A 19,620-nucleotide genomic window follows, 5' to 3' on the forward strand; every position below is an offset into this window, starting at 1 on the left:
TGTTAAAATACGTTTTCTCTAACTCAAAATTGACCAATAACTTAATGCAATTGGTATCAAAATCATAATTTTCGATATCTTATCTGGGCGATGCCCTAATTTTTTGGAGTAATACGAATGAGCGAAGAATTTATTCGCCCAAATGTGGAGTTAATTGCTGGCGTTGATGAAGTGGGGCGTGGCCCGCTAGTAGGCGCAGTGGTAACTGCAGCAGTAATTCTTGATCCTGCTAACCCTATTGACGGTTTAACTGACTCTAAAAAGTTATCTGATAAGAAACGAGCCCTGCTAAGCGACGAAATTAAACAAAAAGCGTTAGCGTATAGTTTTGGTCGAGCTGAACCTGAAGAAATAGATCAACTTAATATACTGCAAGCGACGATGGTGGCGATGCAACGCGCCGTTGCTGGCTTGTCGATAACCCCACAGCACGTGCTAGTTGATGGTAACCGTTGCCCTGATTTTGGTATTGCCGCTAGTGCCGTGATTAAGGGCGATTCAAAAGTAGCAGAGATCTCGGCGGCGTCTATTTTAGCCAAAGTCGCTCGTGATGAAGAAATGTTAGTGCTTGATAAACAGTATCCAGATTATGGCTTTGCTAAACACAAAGGCTATCCAACCAAACTACACTTTGAAAAACTTGCCGAATTGGGCGTTATTGACTGTTACCGTAAAAGTTTTAAACCGGTTGCCAAAATTATTGAACAACTCGGTGAACATGCTGGCGACGAGGATAAGCGCTAATGCAAGATCCTAAGTTCGTCCACCTTCGGGTACACAGTGATTTCTCAATGTGTGATGGCCTCAATAAGGTCAAGCCTATTGTTGCCAAAGCAGTCACTGAGCAGATGCCAGCGATAGCGCTGACTGACCAAATGAACTTATGTGGCTTAGTAAAGTTTTATGGAGCCACACAAGGGGCTGGCATTAAACCAATTATTGGCTGTGATTTTTGGGTAAAAACGCCTAAATTTGACGATGAAATCTGCCGATTAACGATTCTTGCATCTGATAATGTTGGTTATAAAAACTTAACCGAACTTATTTCTAAGTCCTATTTACGTGGTGAGTTGCAAGGTAAAGCGGTATTAGATAAAGAATGGCTACTGCAATATAAGCAAGGGCTTATTCTGTTATCGGGTGCAAAAGACGGTGATGTTGGTAAAGCGTTATTAAAGGGTAATACAGCGCTTACTGAACAGTGCTTAGCATTTTACCAAGAGCATTTTGCAGACAACTACTTTATTGAATTGATCCGCACCGGCCGAGCGCAAGAAGAAGAATACTTGCACCTTGCGGTTTCGCTTGCTGCAGATACCGGATTACCCGTTGTAGCAACAAACGAAGTGGTGTTTCTTGAAGCCGATAATTTTGAAGCGCATGAAATTCGCGTATGTATTCACGATGGCTACACCTTAGACGATAAACGTCGCCCGAGAAATTATTCCAATCAACAATATTTGCGCAGTGAACAGGAAATGTGCGAGTTATTCGCTGATATTCCTGAAGCATTGCAAAACAGTGTCGAAATCGCCAAACGCTGTAATGTCACAGTACGTCTTGGTGAGTATTTCTTACCAGACTTTCCTACCGGCGATTTAGATATTAAAGACTTCCTTGTTAAGGTGTCAGAAGAAGGTTTACAAGAGCGCCTTGAGTTTTTATTTGATAAAGATGCCGATGACTTTGCTGAAAAACGCAAGCCATACGATGAACGTCTAAAAATTGAACTCGACGTTATCAATGATATGGGGTTCCCCGGGTACTTCCTTATCGTTATGGAATTTATTCAGTGGTCAAAAGACAACAATATTCCTGTTGGGCCAGGGCGTGGTTCCGGTGCGGGCTCCTTGGTGGCTTATGCATTAAAAATTACCGATCTTGATCCGCTTGAATTTGATCTGCTATTCGAACGTTTCTTGAACCCAGAACGTATATCGATGCCGGATTTTGACGTCGACTTTTGTATGGATCGCCGTGACGAGGTTATCGATCATGTTGCTGAGCTGTATGGTCGTGATGCGGTGTCGCAAATCATTACCTTCGGTACCATGGCAGCGAAAGCAGTTATCCGCGATGTTGGCCGAGTATTAGGTCATCCATACGGCTTTGTCGATCGAATTTCAAAATTAATTCCTGGCGATCCAGGGATGACGCTGGCAAAAGCGTTTGAAGTTGAGCCACGCTTACCGCAGGTTTATGCGCAAGATAACGAAGTCAAAGACTTGATTGATATGTGTCGTATCCTTGAGGGTACCACACGAAATGCCGGTAAACATGCCGGTGGTGTTGTTATATCACCAACCACGATTACTGACTTTGCGCCACTTTATTGCGACAGCGAAGGTAAAAACCCGGTTACTCAGTTTGATAAAAACGACGTTGAAGAAGCCGGGCTTGTTAAGTTCGACTTTCTTGGTCTGCGTACCTTAACCATTTTGCAATGGGCTATTGAGATGGCCGATGCCAAGTTGGCTAAGCAAGGACAAGAGCCAATAGATATTGCTGCCATACCGCTTGATGACAGCGAGAGCTACGAGCTGTTACTACGAGCTGAAACTACCGCCGTTTTCCAGCTTGAATCACGTGGTATGAAAGACTTGATCAAGCGTCTAAAACCCGACTGCTTTGAAGATATGATCGCACTGGTTGCTTTATTCCGCCCTGGGCCATTGCAATCAGGCATGGTAGATAACTTTATCGACCGTAAATTAGGCCGCGAAGAAATCAGCTACCCTGATGCCACATGGCAACACGAATGGCTACAACCGATCCTAGAGCCGACCTACGGCATTATTCTTTATCAAGAGCAGGTAATGCAAATTGCTCAGGTTCTTGCTGGCTATACCTTGGGTGGTGCGGATATGCTACGCCGAGCGATGGGTAAGAAAAAGCCAGAAGAAATGGCGAAGCAACGTTCAGGCTTTGAGCAAGGGGCGATTGACTTAGGCGTTGACGGTGAGTTGGCGATGAAAATCTTTGACTTGGTGGAAAAGTTCGCCGGTTATGGTTTTAACAAATCGCACTCGGCCGCTTATGCATTAGTTTCATATCAAACACTTTGGATGAAGGCGCATTACCCTGCGCCGTTTATGGCTGCGGTAATGTCAGCCGATATGGATAACACCGATAAAATCGTTACTCTCGTTGATGAATGCGAAAACATGGGGTTGGATTTACTGCCACCTGATGTAAATAGCGGCCAATATAAGTTTACCGTCAATGATAGTGATCAAATAGTGTACGGTATTGGTGCCATTAAGGGGGTTGGTGAGGGGCCTATTGAGGCAATCATCGACGCGCGCCAACAAGGCGGCCCATTCCATGACTTATTTGATTTTTGTGCACGCGTTAATTTGAAAAAGATTAATAAGCGTGTATTAGAACGATTAATTAAAGCTGGGGCTATGGATAAGCTCGGGCCACATCGAGCCGCTCTGGCTGCTACCTTAGATGAAGCGATAAAAGCAGCCGATCAGCACGCCAAAGCGCAAGCTATTGGCCAAGATGATTTATTTGGCCTAATTAATGAACAGCCTGAAGATTCGATTCAATCGTTTAAGCAAGTTGCTCCATGGGAAGAGGCGGTCTGGCTTGACGGCGAACGAGAAACATTGGGCTTATACCTGACCGGACATCCAATTAATCGCTATTTAGACGAAATAAAACGCTATGGTGCACCGAGGTTGGTTAATTTACAACCGGGTGGCAAAGATCAACTAAGCACGGCAACCGGCTTAGTGATTGGTGTACGGGTTTTAGTGAATAAGAAAAACCGTCGCTGGGCGTTGGTGACGTTGGATGATAAAAGTGCACGTTTAGATGTGCGCTTATTTCCTGATGACTTTGAGCGCTACGAAGAAATTCTAAAAGCCGATACTATTTTGCTCTGTAAAGGACAGGTCAGCTTTGATGATTTCTCCGGAGGGCTTACAATGACCGCTCGTGAAGTGATGACCATTTCACAGGCGCGTGAAAATTATATTAAATCAATCGATTTAAATGTGGTTAGTCAATCATTGCCAGTTAATTTTTTGCATGAGCTCAAGCAAGTACTGTCGCCATGCAAGGAAGGGACGTGTCCGGTACGGGTGTTTTATCAACGACCGGAAGCAAGAGCTGTACTTGAGCTTGGTACCCAGTGGCGGGTATCACCCACTGACACGCTGATCCATCAACTTAAATTGTTGCTCGGTGAAGAAAATGTGGCTTTACAGTTTTAAAGTTCGCGACAGGCGCCATCGTAATATAAGACGAACGTCGAGTTAATCGTAATGTCCATCCTGAAAAGATGTTGTTGATTTTATCGACAGCAGTTAGGTAATTTATTGCGTTAGCTTGGTAAATCAATGAATTTCTAGTAAAATCGCCAAATCATCGCGGTTTTGCAATGGCTAAGGATGATATTTGCACAGCAAGTATTGGCCGTAAATAACGTATTAGGTAATAGATTTATGTCACTCAACTTTTTAGATTTTGAGCAACCAATTGCAGAGTTAGAAGCAAAAATAGAAGAGCTGCAATTAGTAAACCAAGGACAAGAACTGGATTTGGATCTTGAAACGGAAATTGCCCAACTACGCAAGAAAAGCGAAGAGTTAACCAAAAAAGTATTCTCCGATTTAGACCCATGGCAAGTATCGCGTATCGCTCGTCATCCTGGTCGTCCATATACCCAAGACTACATCGATCGTATTTTTACAGACTTTGATGAGTTAGCGGGTGATCGTGCTTATGCTAATGACGAAGCAATTGTTGCAGGTACTGCACGTTTAGATGGTCGCCCAGTTATGGTTATCGGGCATCAGAAAGGTCGAGATACCTCAGAAAAAGTTCGTCGTAACTTCGCCATGCCACGTCCTGAAGGCTATCGTAAGGCGCTACGTTTAATGGAAATGGCAGAGCGTTTTAACATGCCTATCATTACTTTTATTGATACCCCTGGTGCTTATCCTGGTATTGGTGCTGAAGAGCGCGGTCAGTCTGAAGCGATTGCGCGTAATCTAAAAGTAATGGCGCGTTTGAATGTGCCTATTATTTGTACCGTGATTGGTGAGGGTGGCTCTGGTGGTGCACTCGCGATTGGCGTAGGTGACCGCGTAAACATGCTAGAATACTCAACATATTCAGTTATCTCTCCTGAAGGCTGTGCCTCTATCTTATGGAAGACCGCAGAGAAGGCATCTTTAGCAGCTGAAGCTATGGGAGTGACTGCTGACCGTATCAAGGAATTGGGTCTTATCGATGGCATCATTAATGAGCCATTAGGCGGTGCGCATCGTGACTTTGATTTAATGGCAAATCAATTAAAGCAAGCGATTAAGCAAGACCTGACTGATATTGAACAAGAAGGCTCAGAGCAGTTAATTGAAAATCGCTATCAGCGATTGATGACATACGGTTACTGTTAATCAACAGGTGCAAAAGGGAAGCTAGGCTTCCCTTTTTGTTTTGGCTTTTGCTATCGACTTTGTTTAAATGTGGCACTAGCTTGGTCGATGATAGCCAAATGCGTCATAGCGGTTTGATGACTCACTAATGATGTTCACTATGTACACAAGTTCTCGTATATCATCACGGTTTATCACAGCAACAGTATACTAGGTAACTTACTTATGTCCTCCGTTGATAACCTAAGGCAACAGGTTATTTCCTTTCTCCAACAGTACGACTTAATGTCCGCTGATATAACACTTGCCTATAGTGGTGGTTGTGACTCTCAAGTGTTACTGCATGTGTTAGCAACATTAAAAAGCGACAAACTCCTTGATGGCCATGTCAAAGCCATTCACGTACATCATGGCTTAAGCAGCAATGCTGACGATTGGTTAAGCTTTACTGAACGACAAGCGAAGCAGATGAATGTTAGTTATCAAGCCGTGCGAGTAAATGTAATACGGCAAAGCCGCAGTAGTATAGAAGCACAGGCGCGACAGGCACGTTATCAAGCGCTGGCAGAGCACAGCAGTGAATCATCGGTGATATTAACCGCTCACCATGTTGATGATCAGTTAGAAACCATGATGCTGGCATTAAAACGTGGTTCTGGTATTAGTGGCCTTGCTGCCATGCTACCAATACGAGATCTTACCATAAGTGGTGACGATAACGTTGATGGTTTGCAGCGTGATAACCAACCATTATCATCAACATCGGGCGCTCAACAACGACAGCCAACAACCGCAGGTTCACAACGACTTGCTCGGCCGCTGCTGACCGTGAGTCGTCACGAGATCGAGCAATACGCCAAACATTATCAACTGTCATGGGTAGAGGATGAGTCGAACTGCGATCAACGTTTTGACCGTAATTTTTTAAGACAATCGGTATTACCAACGCTATCTCAGCGCTGGCCTCATATCGCCAGCAGTGCCGCACGTGCAGCCAGTCATTTACAAGAGGCGCAGCGTTTGTTGCAAGAGTTGGCTGAGATCGATTATCAGCGCTGCACCAATGATGCAGGGCACTTGCGTGTTGAACGGTTGCAACAACTTAGCAGTGATAGGCAAAATAACGTGTTGCGCTACGTGTTTATGCGTCGAGGCTTGTCGATGCCTAGTACGGCGCAGTTGCAGCAAATTAAGCTTCAGCTGATTGCAGGACGCAGCGATAGCCAACCGCAGATCAAGTTAACTGACCACATCATTCGTCGTCATAAAAAACTGTTAATGTTTACCAATGAATTGGCGGATATTAGCGATTGGCAGATTCAGCTGGCTATTGGTGATTTACCGCAAACCATTACTTTGCCAGATGGCCTTGGCCAGTTAGAAGTCAGTTTAGTAACATTAGCCGATCAAGACGTAACAGTATTGAGTCGCAGCACTCAGTGTATACTGCCAATTGCTCAGCAGACAGAATCGATAACATTGGATTTTGCTTATCAGAACAGCAAAGTTTGGCCGCATTTTCGTCATAAACGCCGAGATCTTAAAAAAGTTTACCAAGAACAGCAGATCCCAAGTTGGCAGCGTGATAGGCTATTGAACGTGCGAATTAACAACATGTTAGCAGCCGTTGTTGGCGTGTTTGTAAATAAAGATTATCTTCACAGTATCGACAACGAGTCGCAAGCATCCTATCGGTGCGTGCAGATCCGTTTGCTCGATTGATTATAAAAACGATTAGAGAAATCAACCATGATAAAAATAATGAAAATGCTTGCCAACGCGAGCTTGGTAAAACAAATCATTATCGCGATTATTTTAGGCTGTTTGTTAGCTTACTTTGCACCAGATGTTGCCCTGAATTTTGCCTTATTGGGTGGCTTATTTGTTAGTGCGCTAAAAGCGGTGGCACCGATCTTGGTCTTTGTTTTGGTTATTGCCTCGATTGCCAATCAAAACCTAAACAGTGACGCAAAACTACGTCCTATTATTGGCTTGTATTTAATCGGCACACTTTGTGCGGCATTTGTCGCTGTGGTCATGAGTTTTATGTTTCCAACGTCATTGACGTTAGATTTAGCGGGAGCCACAGCGAATCCACCTCAGGGCTTATCACAGGTGTTATCAACCTTAGTGTATAAAGTGGTCGATAATCCGATTAATGCCATATCAACGGGTAACTTTATTGGGATCTTAGCTTGGGGCTTAGGCCTAGGTTTTGCGTTTAAGCGCTCTAGTGAAGCGACTAAATCGATGATCCAAGATGTAGCTGATGCAATTTCCGCAGTGGTGCGTGTTGTTATACGTTTTGCTCCGGTTGGTATTTTTGGCTTAGTTGCCAATACTATTGCCAGCACCGGGTTTGGCGCTTTAGCGGAGTATGGACAATTACTCGCAGTGCTACTTGGCTCAATGTTGATTATCGCTTTAGTTGTGAATCCGATTATTGTCTATGCAATTACCCGTAATAATCCATATCCATTGGTGTTTACCTGCCTAAGCAAGTCAGGTATTACTGCGTTCTTTACCCGCAGCTCAGCAGCGAATATTCCGGTTAACATGCGTCTATGTAAGCAACTTGATTTGCATGAAGACACGTATTCGGTATCGATACCCCTTGGTGCAACGATTAACATGGCAGGCGCAGCCATTACCATTACGGTTCTGTCTTTAGCCGCAGCGCATACGTTAAGCATTGAAGTTGATTTGGCGACGGCTTTATTGTTAAGTGTGGTGGCGTCAGTTTCGGCATGTGGTGCATCTGGGGTTGCCGGTGGCTCATTGTTACTTATCCCGTTAGCGTGTGGCTTGTTTGGTATCCCGAATGATATAGCGATGCAAGTGGTGGCCGTTGGTTTTATTATTGGTGTGGTACAAGACTCGGCTGAAACTGCATTAAATAGCTCTACCGATGTGGTGTTTACTGCCGCAGCATCGCATCATTTAACGAACAATAACTAAAATTCACGGTGCCGGATTCGGAGTGTGGCGAGACCATACGCTCGCATTTTCGATCCGGCATTACCGTTTGCTATCTACATATTCGCAAATTTATTCACAAGGCAGCATAGCCTACCTCTGTTTTTTATTCGTCACTGGAAATATCGCGGGCAACTTTCAGTACCTGATATCAATACGGCTGTGTGACAGAGTCATACCCCTATTTAGGCTTTGGAAATGGCTACATCATCTCAATGTTTTCCACATAAGCTGTGGATAACATTGTGCATTAACCTTTCACAACCGATCAAACCCTTGTAAAACAATAAGTTTACCTCGCCTGCTTGATATTTGAACAATTTGTGCTACCCCAGTAATTATCGACGACTAACTCGCCAGCAAGTTGTCATAGCAGTGTGGTTAATAAACGTTGTGCTTGGCAAAGGAGGGAAGAGTCTTTGTTTGCATTTTATCACTGTCGAGAATTATGAAACAAAGCTCAACCATCCTTGGCTAGGGGTGCAATAATCGTCTGCTTATGCTATGCTACGCGCCGTTTTATATAGGGGCAAAGCTAAGGGTTTACGATGCTCATCTTTGCGCACATGCTATGTGTCAGCCTGAGTGTGGTGTTATTTTCTTATCGATGGCTGTTAGTCATGTGGGCGCCATATCACTTAGAGAAAAAATGGCTGAAGATCTTGCCACATATCATCGATACCTTACTTTTGACATGTGGTATTGCACTGATGCTACAGCGGTCTTTATTTCCAAGCACTATCGACTGGTTGGCGGAGAAGTTAATTGCGGTCGTTATCTACATTGCTGTTGGCTTTTATACGCTTAAATTTGCCTCAACGAAACGTGGAAAAATATTCGGTTATCTAGGCGCTATGTTAACCATGTTGACTATTATCTATTTGGCGCTAACCAAGCAAAGCTTAATGTCTTAGATGGTTTTGCCAACCCTTATTGAAGTACCGTAAATCGGTAATGAGTGAACAAATACATGAATGAACTACTGTTAGCAGAGTTACGAGCAAAAACAATTGATTTGGCTCAGTCACTTTGTCTGATTGAACAGCAAATTTTAACCTCCGATGAGCAAAGCGCGAAGGCAACGATGGGCGATATTAATCGTTTTATCGACTATTTTGCGGCGCAGTTAGCGGATGTTGATGATCCGCTAGATAGGGCGGAGGCATTATTGCGCCTGATTTTTGTTGAACAATTATTTACCAGTCAAGCGCAAGATAATTGGAGCAGTAAAGAGCACTTGTTACATGTTGGCTTAGCATACCGCTCGTTAGCACCAGCGACTAAAAACTTACTGCTGTTACATATCATCCGAGCCTGCGGTTTTCATGTTGAGGCGGTTTACGTGCCAGATCAAGTGATGTTGCGCATTATATGTGATGAGCAATATGCCATTATCTTTCATTCACTGGATGGTAAGCCAATCAGTTGGCAAGAGCTTGATCAGCGACTAGATCGTGATGACAACAGTGTTGAGCAAAGCAGTTTAGAACCAATCGCTGATAGTGAGTTAGTCGTTCAATACTTATTAAGTTTGAAAAATGCACTTATTCGAGAGTCTCGATATAGTGAAGCATTACAAGTGGTCGAATTGGTGCTAGCACTACAGCCTAATGATCCATATCATCGTCGTGATCGTGGTTTTTTGCTGCAACAGCTTGATTGTTATAAAGTAGCGTTTGATGATTATCAGTATTACTTGCAAAATTGCCCACAAGAAGCGGATGCCAAATTATTAAAACTGCACTTAGATGGCTTTACCGCAACCGATACAACTGTTCACTAAGTCGTTTTATTTTTGCGCTATCGACCATTAATCGGTAGCCGTCACAAGGGAGATTCTATGGATTCAAATGTTTTAATTAGCAATGATGCGTCGGTGTTGGGCTTATTAGCACTGATGCTTGGTTTTGTTTTTTATACATCACATTCGAGTCATCGCGCTTGGCAAAAGTTTTATGCTATCGTCCCTGCCGTTTTACTGTGTTATTTTCTCCCTTCATTGTTGAACACTTTTGGCGTAATTAGCGGCAAAGAATCTAACTTATATTATGTTGCTTCGCGCTATCTATTGCCAACATGTCTGGTACTGTTAACGTTAAGTGTCGATTTAAAAGCCATAGCTGGGTTAGGGCGTAAGGCCATTGCCTTGTTTCTTACTGGCACCGTAGGTATTGTCATCGGTGGTCCACTAGCCCTACTCGTAGTGTCTTCATTCTCGCCAGAGCTTTTAGGTGTAGAGGGACCGGAAGCGGTTTGGCGAGGACTAACAACGGTGGCTGGCAGTTGGATTGGCGGTGGTGCGAACCAAGCGGCCATGAAAGAAATTTATGGCGTTGGCGACCAAATATTTTCGGCGATGATCACGGTTGATGTTATCGTTGCCAACTTGTGGATGGCAGTAGTATTGGTGCTTGCCGGTAATGCTAAGCGCATTGATGCCAAGACAGGTGCCGATACGACGGCAATTACTCGCTTACAACAGAAAGTAGAAAACTTTCAGCAACAGCATGCGCGTATGCCAACGTTAAACGACTTAATGCTGATCTTAGCCATTGGGTTTGGTGTGACGGGGTTTGCACACATGTTTGCAGATACAATTACGCCTTTTATGGTAGATAATTACCCAAATTTAGACAGGCTTAGTTTTCATAGTAAGTTTTTCTGGATGATTGTTTTTGCTACCGCTGTTGGTATTAGCCTGTCATTTACGCGCGCCAGGGCCTTAGAAGGCGTTGGCGCATCACGTGTTGGCTCGGCAATGTTATATATTTTAATCGCGTCAATTGGCATGAAAATGGATGTCACCATGATTGCTGACACGCCAATTTATTTTGTGATCGGCATCATCTGGATGTTAATCCACGCCAGTTTAATGTTAGTGGTCGCAAAACTTATTCGTGCGCCGTTGTTCTACATGGCGGTGGGCTCTCAGGCGAATGTTGGCGGTGCAGCTTCAGCGCCAATTGTTGCTTCTGCGTTTCATCCGTCACTGGCGCCAGTTGGTGTTTTATTAGCGGTTCTAGGTTACACTTTAGGTACTTTTGCCGCTTGGTTATGCGGCCAAATTTTGCAAACAGTTTCATAAATAAGGAATATCATGGGTTTACAAACTATTGATTTTGCTAACGTTAGCGTAGCAAACGACAAGCCATTTGTGCTTTTTGGTGGCATGAACGTGCTCGAGTCTCGCGATCTCGCACTCAAAATTGCTGAGCACTATGTGGAAGTGACCAACAAGTTAGGTATTCCATATGTTTTTAAGGCCTCGTTCGATAAGGCTAACCGTTCATCGATTCATTCGTTTCGTGGCCCAGGTATGGATGAAGGTCTAAAGATTTTTGAAGAAATCAAAAAGACTTTTAACGTGCCAGTAATCACCGATGTTCATGAACCATACCAAGCACAACCTGTTGCTGATGTGGTTGACGTCATTCAATTGCCTGCGTTTTTGGCAAGGCAAACCGATCTTGTTGTTGCTATGGCGAAAACCGATGCGGTCATTAATGTCAAGAAGCCACAATTTTTGGCTGCCCATGAAATGCGTCATATCATCAAAAAGTTCAGTGAAGCAGGTAATGAAAAGGTTATTTTGTGTGAACGCGGTAGCTGCTACGGTTATAACAATTTAGTTGTGGACATGCTTGCCATGGACGAAATGACTAATATGGCACCAGTGATTTTTGACGCGACTCATGCCTTACAGAAACCTGGTGGTCGTTCAGATTCTGCCGATGGTCGTCGCGCTCAAGCGGCACAGTTGGCTCGTAGTGGTATGGCATTAGGTATTGGTGGTTTGTTTATCGAAGCTCATCCAAACCCAGACGAAGCTTTATGTGACGGTCCTTGTGCTTTGCCATTGCATGCGCTTGAAGGGTATTTAACGCAGATGAAAGCGATTGATGATTTGGTTAAATCATTTGAGCCGTTGATCACTGATTAGTGCTCATTACCTGGCGAATCATAAACAACAGGGAAGCTTTCGCTTCCCTGTTGTTTTTTAATATCATATTAACGTTGATAAAAAGAGTACAGATAACGAATCTGTAACTCACGACATCCGGCTAGCTGTACTTTCATCTAGCGTTTTAAGTGAACGCAAGAACAAACCTAGGCCGCCGATTGCAAGTACTAAAATAGTTAACAAATCAAAGCTGGTCATGCTATTGAGGTTGAAACGCAATGAGGCTAAAACCCCGACGATTAACGCAGTGATTGAACCTAAGGTCAGTAGCCAGCCGATGATGTTTTTGCTATTGAAAAAGATTAAGCCAACACCAAAGATGAACGGCAATAAAATGGTGCCACCAGTAATTTGAAACTGGCTACCCATGGCTTGAAAGCCATACAGACGAGCGCCTAAGGCAAAGTTTGAGCTGACATTAATTGCGTTGAGAAGCAGATAAAAGCCTGCACACATCATAATTAAGCCGAGAAAGAAATGGCCGATCCCGCCATTACTGCCACCTGCACCTGTCATTACTTACTCCTTAATAAACACTAACCTGAGCTAACAAAAATAGTTAATGTCTTGTTTTTGTTATTTTTATATTGATTTACTCACTGTATCAAATCGTCTATAAAGTGCAAAGCCCTTGATTGCTCTTCGTTATCATGTCAACTGGCGATTAGCGAGTTCGCTCGGCAAGGTAAGCCTGATAATCGGGAATAGTTTTATTCATTGGTTTAGTGAATAATGATGAGGAGATCAACATATCAGCCGTTGCTTGATTACAAGCTACAGGAATATTCCAAACGGCAGCCAGCCTTAATAGCGCTTTGACATCGGGATCGTGTGGTTGGGCTTCTAATGGGTCCCAGAAGAAAATCATCATATCAATGGCCTGCTCGGTAATAAGCGCGCCAATTTGCTGGTCGCCGCCAAGTGGACCACTGATTAATTTGGTCACCTTTAAGCTGGCTTTTTTCTCTAAGGTGGCACCGGTGGTTCCGGTTGCAAATAAATTATGAACGGATAATTGTTGCTGATGTTGTTGGCACCAGGCAATGAGCGCGTTTTTCATATTATCGTGAGCAACCAAAGCGATCGATTTTTGTGCGGGGGTGGTAACGGTTTTATATAACATCAGGGCATCCTATTGCGTTGCTATGATATAGTTTTACGTTATCTTGGTCTGTCGAGCAATGATAACGTTGCTATTGATTTGATAATGGCAGCCATATGTTTATGGCTTTATCGTTGCCGATAGGCTAACAAACTACTAGGGCTGTTAATACCGTCTTGGTGTAACTCGTTATAGGCTTGCTTTAGTTGACTTCGTAAATGTCGTTTTAGATGGGCTTTAACATGTCGATAGGGGATGTTTTTGACCACGCAAAATATCGCTAATGCATAAACGGCTTCAGTTTCTGGCAGCATAGCTTGGCGATTAGCGGCTGCATTATAACAGCTACCGCAGCCACCTTTGAACTGATAGGCGGTATTGGCAAATAGCACGCCAAAGCCCATCATTGCCGCCACAACATCAATCGTTTGTGGCATCAATTGCTGACCACCGGGGATCTGCTCCGGGCGTTGTTTTACTAATGCCGCAGCAAGTTGTTGAACCAATGTGGCGATAAGATCTTGCGGTTGATTAACTTGTTGAGGCTGAAAGGTCACAGCAATTGACTTGACGCTATCTTGGCGATAATCAGTAAGACGAACCTTGTTCGCACCGCGCAGCTCGCCGTCAAATGCAAGAGCAGGAATAGCTTGGCTGTTCAGCGGAAATTGGTTGATATCTTTTAAAACGACAGGCCAGTGCTGCATGCCACAATGGGCAAGCGTTTGCTTAAACATCAATTGCGTCATCTCTGCGACGCTATGTACCCGACCTGGGTAAAATTCATTAGTCGGTAAAATTAACTGATTTTGTTGTTGAAAAAAGTTTTTGCCAAACGTATCGATTGCCCAAATGTAGGTGTCGAATAACCATTGTCGAGTCGCATCATCGACGAGCGGTGAAGGTTTAATAAAGCGTGCAAACATAGGGTAACTCTTATTGTGGGTAATGCTGATTGCAGATAGTTTTGCAGGTTACTTAGCAAGCCAATTTAGCATGAAGTTTTCAGCCTCACAAGGGATTAACAGCGAATACCTTGGGTCATAACTTTCTGTGTTACTGGGTGGGGAACTCTGGCATAATCGGCAAAAACGTCTCTGTTTGTAAAGATAGCTTATGCGATTTATTCACACCTCAGATTGGCATATCGGCCGATTGTTTCAAAACCAGTCATTACTTGATGATCAACAATATGTGTTAGCGCAAATTAAGCAACACTTGCTTGATCAGCAAGCTGATGCGCTCGTCATTGCGGGCGATATCTTTGATCGTTCGGTGCCACCTGCGGAGGCTGTGCAAGTACTCGATGACTTTATTGCTGAGCTCGATGAGCTTGATATCGTTACCATTATCATCAGTGGTAATCACGATAGCGCCAAGCGATTGCGCTTTGGCGCAAGGCAAATGCAGCAATCGGGTCTTCATATCATGGCCGACATCAGTAAGCTATGCGAGCCTGTTGTGCTTGAAAAAGCCGATGAAAAAGTGGTGTTTTATGGTTTACCTTATCATGACCCAAGTGAAGTACGGCTCACCTTTGTTGATGATCCTAAAGCAGCTGATATTCGCAGTTATGATCAAGCGCACACCTATTGCGTTGAGGCGATGCTTAGCCACAAACAGTGTCATCACCCAGATAGTGCTGCGGTGTTGTTGTCACATTGCTTTATTGATGGTGCCAGTGAATCTGATTCTGAGCGACCCTTGTCGCTGGGTGGAGCTGACAGGGTTAGTTGGCAACCGCTTACAGCATTTGATTATGTGGCCCTTGGCCATTTGCATGGACCGCAATTTAAAGGGGCTGAGCATATTCGTTATTCCGGCTCTATTATGAAATATTCGTTCTCAGAATATAAGCAGCGCAAAGTCGTTAATTTGGTTGAAATAACCAACAATCAACTGACGCAAATCACACCATTGGCACTGTATCCTAAACGAGACGTAAAAGTTATCGAAGGTACGTTGCATGAGTTACTCACTCAAGGTCGACAATATGTTGAAGAACACGGCCAAGCCTGTGAAGATTACTACCTTGCTAAGCTAACTGACACCGAGCTGATGCTTGATCCTATGGGCCAATTGCGTGCGGTGTACCCCAATGTGATGCAATTAGAGCGAGTTAATTTTGCCCAAGGCGATAGCAAACTCGATATCGCTGATCAGCAAAATCGCAAATCTGAATCGGAAGTATTTGCGGATTTTTACCAGCAAGTGATGGGGCAATCGTTAACAGACGAGCAAATTGAAGTAATCAACGCCTGTATTGGTGAAGTGAAAAAAGCAGCAGAGCAACAATAGGGTTATTAAGTATGAAGTTATTACAGCTGACATTAAGCGCTTTTGGTCCGTTTGCTGATAAACAGCATATCGACTTTACCAAGCTCGGTGATAGCCCTCTATTTCTGATTGATGGTCCTACGGGGGCGGGTAAGTCTTCTATTTTGCATGCGATTTGCTATGCCTTATATGGCGAGACAACCGATGAAGCGCGCAAGGAGCAAGGTATTCGTAGTGATCATGCAAACGATGATTTGTTAACACAAGTGAGCCTTACGTTTTCTATCAAAGACAAACGTTACCGTATCTCTCGGGTACCAACTCAAATGCGTGCAGGCAAGCGCGGCGATAAGTTGGTTAAGCATAATGCGACGGCTGAGTTAATTGAACTATTGCACGATGATAGTGAACGGTTATTGGTCGCAAAAAAGAAAGGCGAAGCCGACGATTATATTAAGCAAATACTCGGACTAACAGCAGATCAATTTCGCCAGGTTATGGTTTTACCGCAAGGTAAGTTTCGTGAGCTGCTATTAGCAAATTCCAATGAGCGCCAAGCCATATTGTCGACCTTGTTTGCCACGGATATATATCAAAAAATTGAACAACACATTAAACAACGTGCTCTTGATATTGAAGGTCGTTATAAGCAGTTGCGTACGCGGATTGAAGAAACATTAGAAGAGGTCGCGGCTGACAATCTACAGCAGTTAACACAAAGACACAGTGAGCAGCAAACACTAGTGAGCCAACTTGCTGAAGATAAAGTAAAGGCAGACAACAACCGACAATTGCGCCTAGCTAAACTCACCGATGGCAAATCATTAGCTGAGCATTTTCGCAAACTTGCGACCACTAAGTCGATGCACCGGCAATTGCTATGCCAACAACCGCAGATAAACCAAGTCAAACAGCGTATTCAATTGGCACTACATGCACAAAAAATTAAGCCGCTATATGAGACCTCAGAGCAAATACAAGCCGACTTAACGCAAGCAAATGCTCAGCAACACGCACTAACAGAGCAGCAGTCGCAACTTAGCAAACAGCTAGAGGAACGACAACGTCTATTTGAACACGCTCTGCAACAGATGCCACAACGAGAACAACATCAGCAGGCGATAATCGATCTTAAAAATTTATTGCCGATGCAGCAAAACTTTACCCGCTTGCAAGCTGAGATGCATGATGCGCAGAGCCAACTGAACGCGCATAAGCAGTTATTGGCTAGCACCCAACAAGATTATAAAACCTTATCGCAGCGCAGCGAAAATGGTAGAGAGCTTATCGATGCGACGATAAAAGAGCTAAATCAAGGGACTGGCCTGCAAGAGCAACAGCAGCGACTGCAACAGCAAGCAACGCTTGTTCGTCAACAACAAGATGTGCAAAAGGCGTTAGTGGATGCTCAAACTCGCTACCAACAAGCTGACAATGCTTGGCAGCAACAACAACAAATAACGAACCAAGCCGAGCACCAATATCATCAGCAAGCCAGCCTTTATCACAGCTCACAAGCGGCTATTTTAGCAACGCAGCTAGAAATAGGCCAGCCGTGTCCGGTGTGCGGTGCAACAGAGCATCCTAGCCCTTGCCAAATGAATACTGAACAGACTGTCGATCAGCAACAATTGAAAGTTGTCGAGCAACGTTGGCATCAACAAAAACAGCGGCTCGCTGATGCAGATAAGCTCAAGGACCAATATCAACTGACTGTTTTACAGCAACAGCAAGCTCTGCAACAATTGACGGCACAGCTAGAGGAAGTTCAAGTGATCGAGCCATCACTGTTAGAGCAACAGTTAACAACCGTTAACCAGCAATTGAAAACGCTTGCCGAAAAAGCCACTAAAATAGAAAAGTGGCAGCAAAGTCAGCAGAGTATGCAGGCACAGCTTATGCCATTACAGCAGCAAATCGATGAGTTGAACCGTACTTTGCCTGATGTCACGGCGAACTTTACAGCAAAGCAACAGACATTCTTACAAGTCAGTGAGAGTTTACCTGATATATATCGAGTATCAGGTACTATTGACGCTAAAATTGAAGAATTGCAGTCACAGATAAAACACGTAGAGCAGGCACATCAACAAGCCCAACAAGCGTTGCTAGACGCTCAGCAAAAGTTGGCGAAAAACCAAACCCAGCAAGAAAATCAACAGGCAATGATAACGCAATTGTCGCAAAGGTTATCGAATGCGCAACAACAGCTGCAACAGGCATTAGAAAGCTATGATTTTGCCGATATTGCTGAGTTTCATAACGCCTACATCAGCGATGATGAACTAACGCAATTACAAATTCAGGTTCAGCAATTTGAACGCCAACTTGATAACATAGTCGCGCAAATAGCTACCTTGGATGAATTACTAACCAACAAGATTCAACCTGATTTGTCAGTACTTAACACGGAATTAAGTGTCGCAGAGCAGCAACTCACTGCGGCTGAAAAGGCCTTATCATCAGCGCAACAGCAACTTAATCGGTTGAGCGACGCACAGCAAAAGATTACCAAGATTGAGCAACAACAAGCGGATAACAAACAGCAATATGAAATTATTGGCACGCTTGCCGCAGCAGCCTCGGGCAAAGGTAATGTTAAGGTCTCACTTGAACGTTTCGTCCTTGCAGACTTGCTTGATAGCGTGTTAGCTATAGCATCTAAGCGCTTGCAACAAATGAGTAAGGGACAGTATCAATTGGTACGTCAAAACGAAAGTGAGCAAAAACGCAATGTTGCCGCGGGTTTGGATTTGGCGGTAAATGATAGTTATAGCGGCAAACAGCGACCAGTTGCCACGTTATCTGGGGGCGAGTCGTTTATGGCGAGCTTGTCGTTAGCACTGGCATTAAGTGACGTTGTTCAGCAACGTTCGGGCGGCATTGTTTTAGATACGCTATTTATCGATGAAGGTTTTGGTAGCTTAGATCAAGAGTCGTTGCAACTTGCCGTTGAAACGCTTGTTGACTTGCAAGCAACAGGGCGGGCAATTGGTATTATTTCACATGTGAGTGAGTTGAAAGAGCAGATGGGACAACGGATTGATGTTAAAAATGGTCGCAGTGGTAGCGCGATCTCATTGGTGACACAGTAACGGTGAATTGATAAAAGATTGAGCCGAGAATTAACCTGTTGATACCAGCGCTTACTTAATTAGGCGCTGGCATCAATCGAGCGGTCCATGTTCTGATTATTTTTTAACAAGCGCCAACAGTCGGCCGATAAAAAATGTCACAAACAATAAGCTGTATATGGCAAAGATCACAATCATCCACTGTGGCATTGAAAAACCTAAAAACGACCAAGAAATCTCACCACAATCTCCGGTTGCGGCAAAAAGCGCAGGAAACCAATCGTGCAGTGGCGCCCAGGTAGGGAAATTGGGAAATAAATCACAGGTGTAAAACCACGAATCAGCTTGCTGAATCTTTACGTGCTCAATGGCTATTTTAAGGCCCCATATCGCACCTGTGCCCCAAGCCGCAAACCCGAGTAATCGGCCCAGCATAAAGCGATTACCAATGGCGCCAATAACACCACCAATGACAATAGCGAGAATAGCAACACGTTGATAAACACACATGATGCAAGGCTCTAAGCCCATACCATATTGAAAAAACAGCGCGGTCAACTCAAGCGCCAGTGCCGACGACGCTAATAGCCACCAACAAGCCGGGGAAAGAACAAAGTTATTTATTTTTTTTATCATGCAAACACCTAAAGTATGAACTAAGGGGAATTATTATCGCCAACAATACGTTTATCAAGGCAAACGATCAAGCGCGTAATCATACTCTGTTACACTTCACTGAGATTGGTTTGCTTTAGCAACCTAAGGTTAGTGCTAGGAGAAATACGAGATGCCCTCATCGATATCGTAAAGTGATATTTAAATGAAAACGCCCTCAACCGA

Annotated in this window: 15 protein-coding genes; 11 read left to right on the forward strand and 4 right to left on the reverse strand. The window is 44.0% G+C overall.

Features of this window, described 5'->3' with window-relative positions:
• Window positions 1–117: 117 nt before the first annotated feature.
• From rnhB to kdsA, 9 genes are all read left to right on the forward strand, one after another.
• A complete protein-coding gene (gene rnhB / locus ACAX20_RS05050; protein WP_371189025.1) occupies window positions 118–744 on the forward strand; it encodes a ribonuclease HII in 627 nt (208 codons plus the stop codon).
• Entirely contained in the window at window positions 744–4,223 is a 3,480-nt protein-coding gene (gene dnaE / locus ACAX20_RS05055) for a DNA polymerase III subunit alpha (RefSeq protein ID WP_371189026.1), read from the forward strand. The genes rnhB and dnaE overlap by 1 nt, the downstream gene beginning before the upstream one ends.
• A 231-nt stretch (window positions 4,224–4,454) precedes the next feature.
• Window positions 4,455–5,411, forward strand: coding sequence for an acetyl-CoA carboxylase carboxyl transferase subunit alpha (gene accA / locus ACAX20_RS05060; protein WP_371189027.1), 957 nt, complete (start codon window positions 4,455–4,457; stop codon window positions 5,409–5,411).
• A 204-nt stretch (window positions 5,412–5,615) separates the two neighbouring features.
• Window positions 5,616–7,112 (forward strand): tRNA lysidine(34) synthetase TilS, encoded by a 1,497-nt coding sequence (tilS, locus tag ACAX20_RS05065; RefSeq protein WP_371189028.1) that lies wholly within the window; start codon window positions 5,616–5,618, stop codon window positions 7,110–7,112.
• Between the two features lie 27 nt (window positions 7,113–7,139).
• Window positions 7,140–8,348 (forward strand): serine/threonine transporter SstT, encoded by a 1,209-nt coding sequence (gene sstT / locus ACAX20_RS05070; RefSeq protein WP_371189029.1) that lies wholly within the window; start codon window positions 7,140–7,142, stop codon window positions 8,346–8,348.
• A 566-nt stretch (window positions 8,349–8,914) separates the two neighbouring features.
• Window positions 8,915–9,280, forward strand: a complete 366-nt coding sequence (locus ACAX20_RS05075; protein ID WP_371189030.1) for a SirB2 family protein — start codon at window positions 8,915–8,917, stop codon at window positions 9,278–9,280.
• Between the two features lie 56 nt (window positions 9,281–9,336).
• A complete protein-coding gene (locus ACAX20_RS05080) occupies window positions 9,337–10,149 on the forward strand; it encodes a SirB1 family protein (protein WP_371189031.1) in 813 nt (270 codons plus the stop codon).
• Window positions 10,150–10,206: 57 nt separating this feature from the next.
• Window positions 10,207–11,451 (forward strand): DUF819 domain-containing protein, encoded by a 1,245-nt coding sequence (locus ACAX20_RS05085; RefSeq protein ID WP_371189032.1) that lies wholly within the window; start codon window positions 10,207–10,209, stop codon window positions 11,449–11,451.
• A 12-nt stretch (window positions 11,452–11,463) separates the two neighbouring features.
• Window positions 11,464–12,306: a 3-deoxy-8-phosphooctulonate synthase gene (gene kdsA, locus ACAX20_RS05090; RefSeq protein ID WP_371189033.1), complete on the forward strand. Its 843-nt coding sequence runs from the start codon at window positions 11,464–11,466 to the stop codon at window positions 12,304–12,306.
• 108 nt (window positions 12,307–12,414) lie between these two features.
• Here kdsA and ACAX20_RS05095 read toward each other — a convergent pair whose 3' ends face one another.
• From ACAX20_RS05095 to ACAX20_RS05105, 3 genes are all read right to left on the reverse strand, one after another.
• Complete coding sequence (locus tag ACAX20_RS05095; protein ID WP_371189034.1) at window positions 12,415–12,843, reverse strand: hypothetical protein; 429 nt, start codon at window positions 12,841–12,843, stop codon at window positions 12,415–12,417.
• 148 nt (window positions 12,844–12,991) lie between these two features.
• Window positions 12,992–13,450 (reverse strand): methylglyoxal synthase, encoded by a 459-nt coding sequence (locus ACAX20_RS05100; RefSeq protein ID WP_371189035.1) that lies wholly within the window; start codon window positions 13,448–13,450, stop codon window positions 12,992–12,994.
• Window positions 13,451–13,557: 107 nt separating this feature from the next.
• Window positions 13,558–14,355: a hypothetical protein gene (locus tag ACAX20_RS05105; protein WP_371189036.1), complete on the reverse strand. Its 798-nt coding sequence runs from the start codon at window positions 14,353–14,355 to the stop codon at window positions 13,558–13,560.
• 190 nt (window positions 14,356–14,545) lie between these two features.
• Between ACAX20_RS05105 and ACAX20_RS05110 the strand changes: the two genes are divergently transcribed.
• Both ACAX20_RS05110 and ACAX20_RS05115 read left to right on the forward strand, forming a co-directional pair.
• Window positions 14,546–15,727, forward strand: coding sequence for an exonuclease SbcCD subunit D (locus ACAX20_RS05110; RefSeq protein WP_371189037.1), 1,182 nt, complete (start codon window positions 14,546–14,548; stop codon window positions 15,725–15,727).
• Window positions 15,728–15,738: 11 nt separating this feature from the next.
• Entirely contained in the window at window positions 15,739–18,801 is a 3,063-nt protein-coding gene (locus ACAX20_RS05115) for an AAA family ATPase (protein ID WP_371189038.1), read from the forward strand.
• 96 nt (window positions 18,802–18,897) lie between these two features.
• Here ACAX20_RS05115 and dsbB read toward each other — a convergent pair whose 3' ends face one another.
• Window positions 18,898–19,416 carry a disulfide bond formation protein DsbB gene (gene dsbB / locus ACAX20_RS05120; RefSeq protein ID WP_371189039.1) on the reverse strand — a complete coding sequence of 173 codons (519 nt, stop codon included), beginning with the start codon at window positions 19,414–19,416 and terminating at the stop codon, window positions 18,898–18,900.
• Window positions 19,417–19,620: the final 204 nt, after the last annotated feature.

Origin of the sequence: Thalassotalea sp. Sam97, assembly GCF_041379765.1 — a bacterium.
Classification (GTDB): Bacteria; Pseudomonadota; Gammaproteobacteria; order Enterobacterales; family Alteromonadaceae; genus Thalassotalea_A; species Thalassotalea_A maritima.